This window comes from Kitasatospora sp. NPDC090091 (assembly GCF_044747365.1).
In the GTDB taxonomy this organism is placed as follows: domain Bacteria; phylum Actinomycetota; class Actinomycetes; order Streptomycetales; family Streptomycetaceae; genus Kitasatospora.
The window spans coordinates 207,845-214,144 of record NZ_JBIVDY010000018.1; the positions used below are offsets into that span (position 1 = coordinate 207,845).

General features: G+C 76.9%; 6 protein-coding genes. 4 read left to right on the forward strand and 2 right to left on the reverse strand.

The window, feature by feature from the left end; all coding sequences use genetic code 11:
- The first annotated feature begins 45 nt into the window (after positions 1-45).
- Entirely contained in the window at positions 46-381 is a 336-nt protein-coding gene (locus ACIPSC_RS28735; protein WP_400829318.1) for a zf-HC2 domain-containing protein, read from the forward strand.
- A gap of 263 nt (positions 382-644) precedes the next feature.
- Here ACIPSC_RS28735 and ACIPSC_RS28740 read toward each other — a convergent pair whose 3' ends face one another.
- Positions 645-1,532 carry a hypothetical protein gene (locus tag ACIPSC_RS28740; protein ID WP_400829320.1) on the reverse strand — a complete coding sequence of 296 codons (888 nt, stop codon included), beginning with the start codon at positions 1,530-1,532 and terminating at the stop codon, positions 645-647.
- Between the two features lie 243 nt (positions 1,533-1,775).
- On the opposite strand from ACIPSC_RS28740, the gene ACIPSC_RS28745 reads away from it, so the two are divergent.
- On the forward strand, positions 1,776-3,056 hold the full coding sequence (locus ACIPSC_RS28745; RefSeq protein WP_400829322.1) for a cytochrome P450: 1,281 nt from the start codon (positions 1,776-1,778) through the stop codon (positions 3,054-3,056).
- Positions 3,057-3,161: 105 nt separating this feature from the next.
- Here ACIPSC_RS28745 and ACIPSC_RS28750 read toward each other — a convergent pair whose 3' ends face one another.
- Positions 3,162-3,863 (reverse strand): MBL fold metallo-hydrolase, encoded by a 702-nt coding sequence (locus ACIPSC_RS28750; protein WP_400829324.1) that lies wholly within the window; start codon positions 3,861-3,863, stop codon positions 3,162-3,164.
- Positions 3,864-4,073: 210 nt separating this feature from the next.
- On the opposite strand from ACIPSC_RS28750, the gene ACIPSC_RS28755 reads away from it, so the two are divergent.
- Together ACIPSC_RS28755 and ACIPSC_RS28760 are read left to right on the forward strand one after the other, a co-directional pair.
- Positions 4,074-5,486, forward strand: coding sequence for a CoA transferase (locus ACIPSC_RS28755; protein ID WP_400829326.1), 1,413 nt, complete (start codon positions 4,074-4,076; stop codon positions 5,484-5,486).
- Positions 5,487-5,565: 79 nt separating this feature from the next.
- A complete protein-coding gene (locus ACIPSC_RS28760) occupies positions 5,566-6,210 on the forward strand; it encodes a DUF6461 domain-containing protein (RefSeq protein WP_400829329.1) in 645 nt (214 codons plus the stop codon).
- Positions 6,211-6,300: the final 90 nt, after the last annotated feature.

The following is a 6,300-nucleotide window of genomic DNA, read 5'->3' on the forward strand; positions in this document are numbered from 1 at the left end:
CACCCGGTCCGTCGGGGGCGCGGAGTCGTGCGGGACGATGGGCATATGAGATGCGCCCACTTCCGCACCGCCCTCTCCGCCCGCCTCGACGGCGAGCCGACCGGCGTGCCGGACCGGCGGCTGGACAAGCACGTGGCCCGGTGCGCGGCCTGCCGGGAGTGGCTGGAGCGGGCGGAGCAGCTGCGCGGCGTGGTGTCGGCGGCCGGGGCCGACGGGCCGTCGGCGGACTGGTCGGCAGCCCTCTTCACCCGCCTGGGCGAGGCCGGCGGTCTGCCGGGCAGCGGTGCCGCCGAGGACGGAGCCGCCGTGGACGGTGCTGCCGAGGACGGAGCCGGCGGGGCGGGTCGTCCCGGGTCGGGGGACGGCCGGCAGGGCGGGTAGGACGGTGGCGCCGGTCGGTGCCGGTGCGTCGTCGTAGTCAGGCATGGAAGGTCCTGAGGGGGAAGGCGAGGGAGCGGTGCCGCTGCGGGCGGCACGCGCTCGGCGTCGGTGGGCGCCCGGGCGCCGCGGCACCCCGGCGGGGTGGCGGCGGGCACGGACGCGGGCCCCGGCGGCGCGGCCGATCGGCGGCGCCACGGCACGGGGCGACCTGCCCACCGCGCGGGGGACGCCGGAGCGATGTCGGGCGTCGGACGGAGGGCGCGTCAGCAGGCGGGGGCGAGGACCGGCGGGCCGCGCCGGACCAGAGCGTGCGTCAGCAGCACCAACCGGGGCGGGCGCACCCGGTGGGCGGCGGAGCGGGGCGCGGCCGGCGGCCGGAACCCGAGCGGGCGGGCGAACAGCGCGAGCAGCGGGGCCAGCAGCGCACCCGCCAACACCCCGCCCAGCACGCCGAGCAGGTCGAACAGCCGGGCCACGGCCGCCTCGCCGCGCCAGAGCAGCAACGCGCAGGCCAGCGCGGCCACCAGGTGGGCCGCGACCATCCCCAAGGACATGCCGTGGGCCGCCATGGCGTGGCCGGCCGCACCGTGGCCGGGCACGTCACCCATGCCGGCCATGCCACTCATGTCACCCATGCCGGTTGCCGTGCCACCCGCGTCGCCCGTGCCGGCCGTTCCCGCGGCTCCTGCCGCGGAGCCGCCGTGCGAGCCCAAGTGATGTGCACCGGCGGCGAGGGCCCGGAGCCCCGGAGCCGGCGGGACGTCCGGATCGATCCCGGCCATCCGGGCCAGGTCGACGGGTGAGAGCCCGGCGGGCGCCCGATCCGGATTGCAGAGCAGCAGACTCGCCCAGTCCGTCGTGCCGAGCCCGGCCGGCCGGCCGGCGGCGAGCGCCCCGGCCTGTTCGAACGCCAGGTGCAGCGCGGTCTGCGCGCCCACCATCCAGGCGCTGACCAGTCCGAGCCCGCGCCGCTTGCCGGCCAGCAGCCAGGTCAGCGCGAGGGTGGCCGTGAACGCTCCGGCCAGGACGGGCGCGGAGACCCTGGTGCCGGCCATCGCGACGTGCGCCGTGGCGGCCAGCGCCACGCAGAGCGCGGCGAAGACCACGGCGCGCAGCGAGCGGATCCGGTCGGTCATCACGATGCCACTCATCGTCGCATCCGGCCCCGCCGGTCCGTACCGCCCCCTCCGGTATTGGCCGGTTCCGCCCCGTGAGAGCATGCCCGGCCGCCCGGCCCGCCGCGTCCACCCACCTACGGGGCCGCCGGGCCTGTGACGCCGCCTCAAAGTCCGATCGTCGTACGGTCGGTGCGGTTTGACAACGGTCACCGATCGGTCACTTAATGTGCACACCCAGGCACCATGAGAGAGCAACGACCGGACCGGAGGCGCGACATGGGGACAGTGACCGACCCGGCGGGCGTCGGCGTCCCCGCGGACCTCGCCGACCCCGCCTTCTGGCGGCTGCCCGCCGCCGACCGCGCCGCCGCCTTCGCCGCGCTGCGCCGCCTCCCCGGCCCGCTCTTCTTCGGCGAGGGGCCGGCCGGCGGCCGGGCCGGGAAGGGCCCGCGCAAGGGCTTCCACGCCCTGGTCCGCCACGCCGACGTGGTCGAGGCCGGCCGGACGCCCGCCGTCTTCCTCAGCGGCCCCGGGGTCACCACCCCCGAACCCGCCCGCTGGGTCCGGCTGCTGTTCGGCGACTCGATGGTCAACCTGGACGACCCCCGCCACGCCCAGCTGCGCCGGATCGTCTCCCGGGCGTTCACCCCGCGCCTGCTCGCCCGGGCCGAGGAGGACATCCGCCGGGTGGCGGCGGAGCTGGTCGACCGGGTGGAGCGGGAGCGGCCGGAGGACTTCGTCACCGCGGTCGCCGCCGAGCTCCCCTTCCAGGTGATCTGCAACATGATGGGCATCCCCGAGGAGCCCCGCCGCGCCATCCTCGACGAGGTCAACCACGCCTCCGAGCACACCGGCGTCGCCCGTCCGCTGCGCAGCCGGATCCGGGTGCCCGGGCGCGGCCTGCGGGCGCTCGCCCGGATGCAGGGCATGGTGGCCGACCTCGGCCGCGAGCGCCGCCGCCGGCCCGCCGACGACCTGATCTCCGCCCTGGTCACCGCCGACGTCGAGGGCCGCCGGCTGACCGGGCGGGAGCTCGGCGCCTTCTTCTCCCTGCTGCTGGTCGCCGGGGTCGAGACCACCCGCAACGCCCTCGCCCACGGTCTGCACCTGCTCACCACCCACCCCGAGCAGCGGGAGCTGCTGCTCGCCGCCCCCGAGCGCCACCTCGCCGGTGCGGTGGACGAGATCGTCCGCCACGCCACGCCGATCATCCAGTTCCGCCGCACCCTGGCCGTCGACCACCGCCTCGGCGGTCCGGACGGGACGCTGCTGCCGGCGGGGGAGAAGGCGGTGCTCTTCTTCGCCTCCGCCAACCGTGACGAGGCCGTCTTCACCGATCCGGACGCCTTCGACATCACCCGCAGCCCCAACCCCCACCTCGGGTTCGGCGGGGGCGGCCCGCACTACTGCCTCGGTGCCCACCTCGCCCGGCAGGAGATGAAGGTGCTGTTCCGCGAGCTGTTCACCCGGCTGCCGGCGGCCCGGTCGGTCGGCGAGCCGGAGCTGGTCCCGTCCAACTTCGACAACCGGGTGCGCGCCCTGCGGTTCACCTTCTGACCGGGGCCGGAGCGGGGCCGGTCGGGCCGGAGCGGGGCCGGTCGGGCCGGAGCGGGGCCGGTCGGGCCGGCCCGGGGCCCGGCAGGTGTCCGGAGCGGGGCCGGATCAGCGCAGGTCGGCCGGCTCCCAGACCGCGTTGTCGTGCGCGAACATGACCCGGCGCGGTCCGAACCCGCAGATCCGGTCCAGCCAGGCCCGGGCGCCGGGGAGCGGCGGCTCGACCCCCTCGCCGGCCGCACGCCGGGCCAGCACCGCCCCGCCGAACTCGTACGCGAAGTCGTACGCCTGACCGGCCAGCACCACCGTGCCGCCGTCCGGCTGCTCCACGACGAGTGACTGGTGGCCGTCCGTGTGCCCGGGCGTGGGCACCACCCTCACCCCGGGCCAGACCTCCGTCTCGCCGGTCAGCTCCCGGTGGACCGCACCCGGGAAGTCCACCAGAGCGTCGACGGTGTAGCCGCCGGCCCGGGCCGTGGCCAGCTCCCCGGCCTGCACCAGCACCGGCGTGCCGGCCAGCAGCGGGTTGCCGCCGCAGTGGTCGAAGTGCAGGTGGCAGTTGACCACGAGGTCGATGTCGGCGAGCGCCACGCCCACGGCGGCCAGCGCCTCCGGGAGCGGCCGCCGGACCGGGCGGTAGTGCGCCTCCGTCTCCGGGTCGGCCGCGCCGATCCCGGTGTCGAACAGCAGCAGGCCCTCCGGACGCCGCACCAGGTACGCCAGCACCGGTTCGACGCGCGGCTCCGGCCCGCCCGCCTCCGACGCGGGCCGGACGAGGTAGCCGAGGTCGAGACGGTGGATCGCGGACATGCAGGCCCCCTGGTCGGTTCGGACGGGTGGCCCGGGTCCGCCCCCGCTCCCCGGCGGGAGCCGGGCGTGCCGGCCCCGGCCCCGGTTCGTACCCTACGCGTCGGCCGGGAGCTGCGGTCCTCGTTCGGCGGGTTCGCCCGTCGGCCCGTGCGACGGGTGCCCGTGGCGGGGGTCACGGCGAGCGCCGGGAAACCCGCGCAGAATGCGGTCATGACAGAGCGTCCGATCATCCCCGCCGGCGATCCCGCCCCGGCAGCCCCCACGTCGGCCGACCCCAGGCCGGTCGACCCCGCCACCGCGCACGCCTGGGGTGCCCTGGGCGGGCCCGCCGTGCTGCTGGAGCGGGTCTCCTTCCACGGCCCCGACGCCGTCCTGCCCGCCCGGCTCCCCGTCCGGCAGCTGGCCCGGGCCACCGTCGCGGCCTGCTCGCTGGCGGCCGCCGAGCTGTCCGCACTGCGCAACGGCGGCGAGGTGCCCGCCGTCCGGATCGACCAGGGCGCCGTCGCCACCGCCTTCGTGAGCGAGCGGCACCTGCAGATCGACGGCCGCACACCCGTCAGCTTCGCACCGCTCTCCGGCTTCTGGCAGACCGCCGACGGCTGGGTCCGCACCCACGCCAACTACCCGCACCACCGCGCCCGGCTGCTCGACGCGCTCGGACTGCCCGCCGGCACCGAGCCCGACCGGCTCGCCCGGACGTTGCGCGAGCACCCCGCCGAGTGGATCCAGGAACGCGCCTACGCAGCAGGGGCGCTCGCCGTCGCCGTCGCGCCGCCGCGTCCCACCGCACTCCCCCTGGTCGAGACACGGACGGTCGGCGAGGCCGCCGTCCGTCCGCTCGCCGGAGCCCCGCTGCCCGCCGCCGGCCTGCGCATCCTCGACCTCACCCGGGTGATCGCCGGCCCGGTGGCGACCCGCACCCTCGCCCTGCTCGGCGCCGACGTGCTGCGGGTCGACTCGCCCCGCCTGCCCGAGGCCGAGGACGCCCACGCCGACACCGGCTTCGGCAAGCGGTCCACCCGGCTCGACCTCGCCGAGGCGGCCGACCGCGCGGTCTTCGAGGAGCTGCTGGCCGGCGCCGACGCCGTCGTCACCGGCTACCGCCCCGGCGCCCTGGACGCCTACGGCCTGGCCGCCGACGCGCTGCTGGAGCGCCGTCCCGGCCTGGTCGTCGCCCAGCTCGACGCCTGGGGCCGGACCGGTCCCTGGGCCGGGCGCCGCGGCTTCGACAGCCTCGTCCAGGCCGGCGTCGGCATCGCCGTCACCGAGGCCGGCGCCGACGGCCGGCCGGGCGCCCTGCCGGCCCAGGCCCTCGACCACGGCACCGGCTACCTGATCGCCGCCGGCGTGCTGCGCGCGCTCACCGACCAGCGCACCGGCCGCCCCGGCGGCCGCCACCTGAGCTACTCCCTGGCCGGCACCGCCTCCTGGCTGCAGTACGGCATCGAGCCGATCCCGCCGCTCGACGACCAGCCCTACGACCCGGCGTCCTGGATCGTCGAGACGGACTCCCCGTACGGCCGGCTGCGCCACGCCCTCCCGCCGGTCGGCTACCAGGGCGGTCCCGCCGACTGGACCCGCCCGCCGGGCCGCTGGGGGACGGACGCACCGGTCTGGCACTGACCGCGGACGCCGGCCCGCCCCGCCGGCCCGCCGTCAGGCCGGCGGGCCGGCTGTCCGACCGCTCTGAGAGCATGGCGGAATGGCCGCACATGCAACCGACTTCACCTGGTTCGGCGAGCGCTACGCCGACCTCGCCGAGGCGTACTGCCTGACCCTCGTCCAGGGGCTCTCCGAGGAGGAGCTGCTGGACCGGTTCGCCGCCCTCCCCGGCCGGCGGGTCACCGGTCTGCGGGCGGTGGTGGAGGCCTGGGACGCGTTCGAGGACGGCGAGGACGAGACGCTCGGCGACGACGAGCAGGACCGCATGCTCATCGCCGTCACCCGGCTCGACGGCTGGGCGCTGGCGGTCGAGGTGAACGGCTACCTCGGCACGACCTGGACGCTCCTCCCGGGCCTTGCCGAGGGCACCCGGCTGGTCTCGCACTTCCGCAACGTCAACGCCGTCGACCACTTCCACTGGTGGGAGGACGGCCGGACCAGGCTGCACTTCGAACCGCTCTTCCCGGGGCAGCGGGACGGCTCGGACGCCGATGCGCCGGGCATCCCCGAGCTGCTGACGCACTGCGGCTTCCTGCCGGCCGACGAGGACCGGGAGCGCCGCCCGGTCGGCGGTCTGCACACCCGGGCGGCCTTCGCCCTCGCCGAGCGGCTGACGGACGTCCGCCTCACCGCCGAGGCCCTGGAGTCGGCGGGGTACGTCCTCGGCTACGCACCCGAGCCCTAGTAGTGCTTTGTTAGGTGGTGTCGTAGGTCTGCCATGGGGCGGGTTGTCGGCAGGTGGGGCAGGTGCCGGTCCAGGTGGCGATGAGGTGTT